This is a genomic window from Ferroplasma sp. Type II, from assembly GCF_000496155.1.
Window position 1 is genome coordinate 1 of the sequence record NZ_KI542829.1, and the last position, 3,358, is coordinate 3,358.

Here is a 3,358-nt window from a genome sequence, read left to right on the forward strand (position 1 = left end):
ATCTTTGATGAGGCCCAGAGGATGACTGTGAACAACATAATTCACGGGGGCGAAGTTGCGGACATATCTGTATTTTTTTATGATGATTCTCAGATACTGGGCAAGAAGGAAGAAGGCACCAGGGATAATTTTATAAAATACCTTGAAAATGCCCACGAAATAAATCTCAAGGGTCTGTACAGAAATGGAAACGACTATGGAGAATTCGTGAATAACCTACTGGATGGAAAGCCATGGAAATATCCTGAATATTATGGCCTAAAATCTTTTCCTACTATACAGGATCTCCTTACGTCTCTCAGAAATAAATCAGATGCCGGAAACAAAACAGCACTTGTTGCGTCATTTACTGAGGCAAAAGGAGACCTTAAAAACACAGATTCTCCGGATAATGTGAGGATAGGCTATCCACTTCCATCCGGATTTGATTTATACAAAAACTCAGGCATTACTATAAAATGGCTCATGGATCCAAAGAAAGAGTATGCGCCTTTCTGGGTAGGTGGACAATCAAACATGCTGGAAAAATGTGCGTCAGTTTATGGGTCACAGGGATTCGAGGCGGATTATATAGGGTTAATATGGGGGCGTGATTTGGTATGGAGAAATGGCAAGTGGGCACTGGGCGACGATTGCAAGGATTTTGAGATTAAGAAATTATTCCGGGCTGGAAAGGAGGGAGATACTAAGGCATACGCGAAGTCTATTGAACTGTTAATCAACAGGTACAGGATTTTAATGACAAGGGGAATACACGGCACTTACATATTCTGCGAGGATGAGGAAACAAGCAGGCATATTGAAAAATGCTGCAATCCATAATCATGTATTAATAGGAATTTGAGTAATGAAATAATGAAAGACAGAAAATATAAAGCTTGCTGATATGTTTGCGTGGAATCAATTATCCCTTTGAGAATGTTATTCTCCACAGATGTGAATCGCCAGAGCCAGTATTTCCTTCGTATAAAATAAGCAAGCTATCACTTAGAAATTGCTGGGATTAAGGGTCGGGAAACAAATATTTTCACTTCAAAAACTAAATAAAAACATTGCCAATTCTTTGTTGATTTTTTAGGAACTCTCGATTGAAACCAAAAACATGATATATTGACTCCTTATAATATTATATGCGGCTACAGAAATATCCTTTCCTGCCCATGTGAATCAATCCTTACCATATGGATGATTTTGAAATGGGTCCTGCCACAACCTCGATTATGAATCCAAACATGTCCACTGTGCACATTGCTATAGGAATGATATGGATCATCTATATTACAGGAATCCGATGTGCGTGCAAGGATTGGTAAACGAAACTGGAATAATGAGATATTTGAAAAATTAAAGGAGGTGAAAAAAATTGGATAAGAAAGAAATAGAATTTGAGTTCGAGAGAGCAACAAAGAACACGTATAGATTCCAGGAGAAAACCTCTGGGAATCCAGCAATAGGAACATTATATGTTCAGAAATCGGTATTCGGGGACAAGGAACCAAAGAAAGTGAAGGTTACAGTGGAGTGGGAGTGAAAGAGATTCTCATGGAATGAATTGAAAATATAACACCACAAGTATATGCTGAAATAATTGAGAATATAGACACTCGTCAATATTCTGGAAACGTAACATGGCTGAGGGAATACTTATAGAACTAGAGTTTTGCGTTAATTTTGTCGACAAAATTAGATTAAATTAATATTTCAATAAGATGGATGTGTTGTCATACATTTGTCTGATATATGGAATTCCTGAATGAAAGGAATCTGGACCTGGTATTTCAGAGCAAGGGGAACAGGAAGATCAAGGTTAAGGGGAGATGGACCACCCTTAACTTGTCACTCTCAGTTACCTTGATTCTGTAACCATGAAAATATCAGGAAACACATATTCCACATGGGAAATGTATGGAAAAATGCCTGGGATTGGTTCAGTAAAGGTCATAATCTCTGAAGGAATCAACGGAAAGCGATACTGTGTAACCAACCACGTGAAATGGAGTACCAGAAGAATCCTGAAGACATATCTTCAAAGATGGGATATTGAAGTCATGCACAGAGATTTCAAGTAGGACGGGTTAGGGCACATATTCCTCAGGAAGCTATGCAAGACAGACTTGTACCTCCGTCTCATAGTTACTGGGAGGGTGCTCCTCGAAATCGCAAGGATAAGATCTCTGTGTAAATATCCAGGCCCCAATAATTCCGTGGAAAAGAGAAAGAGATGGGTCTGATTTGAACTATTAAAAACTATGGCAAAAACAATTAGAAGATTCGGAAACCGTTTTATGGATGCGCTTGAAGCATCAATAACCAATCCCTACAGGTCATCAAGGAATGTTTTCTTTGCAATGTATAATAGAAGTGCAATATAATTAACGCAAAACTTTAGTTAATTAAATAATCTTTTATGCTCATTTCGTATCATCTCCTTTGTCGAGGTCGTCCCACTCTTTGCTGGCTTCTTTAAATTTCTCATCTATCTCCAGAATATCGTTTATTGTGATTTCCTTCGAAAACATATCTTCGCACTCCTTACCTACATCGTGTATTGCCATTCTAAACGCTAGTTTCGCTTCACCTTTCGCTATAATATAGTTTTTTATGAGTTCCTCTGCAAGTTCATCAAATTTTTTCTCTGAGATTGTCTTAAACTCAAAATATTCTTTCTTTAAAACGTCAACCTTTCTTTCAAATTCTTTCCCCGCAATATCTAAAGCCCGGCGATACATATCTTGAGCATGCTGACATTCTTTCCACATTTCTCTTTTTTCGCTCGTTGTTACCATCTCCTTTGTCGAGGTCGTCCCACTCTTTGCTGGCTTCTCTAATTCAGTTGTATATTTCCTAATCATTTCATTTGCCTCCATTTTCTCTTCACTCCCTTCTGGAGCTTCCTTAAACTTCTGTTGCCATAAATTCACCAATCGTGCCAGTTCTTCTTTAGTGTGCATGGTTTCAGGCTCTGGTTCTGTTGGCTCTTTTATTATATTGTTTTCCTGATATTTAAATCCTTTCTCGTATTTTTTTCTTTGTTATATCCTGAAATGAGTTCCTTAATATACCTCTTGTTTCCTCATATGCCATTGATGATGTTACTACAGGCCTGCTACCCACACATAATGACATATGCCTTCTCTCATAATTATAATAATTTCCTTGGAATTTTACGGAGAGGAAATGAACCAACCCGATCAAAGAGAAAGGCTGTCATATTGGCGTTGCCAGGATTCATAGAATTTCTGTTAGATTCGGAACGCTGTAATTTAAATATTAAAAACTGATAAGTATTAAAGGTTAAATCGATGGGCAAAGTATCAGAAGCTCATAAAATTAGTGAAATCAGTTTCGAAAGCGTAAA

6 protein-coding genes are annotated in these 3,358 nt (G+C 37.7%); 4 read left to right on the plus strand and 2 right to left on the minus strand.

Features of this window, described 5'->3' with window-relative positions:
- The 4 genes from AMDU4_RS13270 to AMDU4_RS13285 all read left to right on the plus strand — a co-directional run.
- On the plus strand, positions 1-822 hold an 822-nt coding region (locus tag AMDU4_RS13270; protein ID WP_021788447.1), incomplete at its 5' end, for a DNA/RNA helicase domain-containing protein.
- 541 nt (positions 823-1,363) lie between these two features.
- Entirely contained in the window at positions 1,364-1,531 is a 168-nt protein-coding gene (locus AMDU4_RS13275; protein ID WP_021787653.1) for a hypothetical protein, read from the plus strand.
- Between the two features lie 382 nt (positions 1,532-1,913).
- On the plus strand, positions 1,914-2,069 hold the full coding sequence (locus tag AMDU4_RS13280) for a hypothetical protein (protein ID WP_290705503.1): 156 nt from the start codon (positions 1,914-1,916) through the stop codon (positions 2,067-2,069).
- A 180-nt stretch (positions 2,070-2,249) separates the two neighbouring features.
- Positions 2,250-2,372, plus strand: a complete 123-nt coding sequence (locus AMDU4_RS13285; RefSeq protein ID WP_290705497.1) for a hypothetical protein — start codon at positions 2,250-2,252, stop codon at positions 2,370-2,372.
- A gap of 39 nt (positions 2,373-2,411) precedes the next feature.
- Here AMDU4_RS13285 and AMDU4_RS13290 read toward each other — a convergent pair whose 3' ends face one another.
- Together AMDU4_RS13290 and AMDU4_RS13295 are read right to left on the minus strand one after the other, a co-directional pair.
- Complete coding sequence (locus AMDU4_RS13290; protein WP_021788448.1) at positions 2,412-2,951, minus strand: hypothetical protein; 540 nt, start codon at positions 2,949-2,951, stop codon at positions 2,412-2,414.
- Positions 2,952-3,003: 52 nt separating this feature from the next.
- Positions 3,004-3,126 (minus strand): hypothetical protein, encoded by a 123-nt coding sequence (locus tag AMDU4_RS13295; protein WP_290705500.1) that lies wholly within the window; start codon positions 3,124-3,126, stop codon positions 3,004-3,006.
- Positions 3,127-3,358: the final 232 nt, after the last annotated feature.

Bases quoted from the DNA above. Each gene is read 5' to 3' on its own strand.
- AMDU4_RS13280 (WP_290705503.1), top strand. From the start codon at position 1,914: ATGCCTGGGATTGGTTCAGTAAAGGTCATAATCTCTGAAGGAATCAAC.
- AMDU4_RS13285 (WP_290705497.1), top strand. From the start codon at position 2,250: ATGGCAAAAACAATTAGAAGATTCGGAAACCGTTTTATGGATGCGCTT.
- AMDU4_RS13290 (WP_021788448.1), bottom strand. From the start codon at position 2,951: ATGCACACTAAAGAAGAACTGGCACGATTGGTGAATTTATGGCAACAG.
- AMDU4_RS13295 (WP_290705500.1), bottom strand. From the start codon at position 3,126: ATGTCATTATGTGTGGGTAGCAGGCCTGTAGTAACATCATCAATGGCA.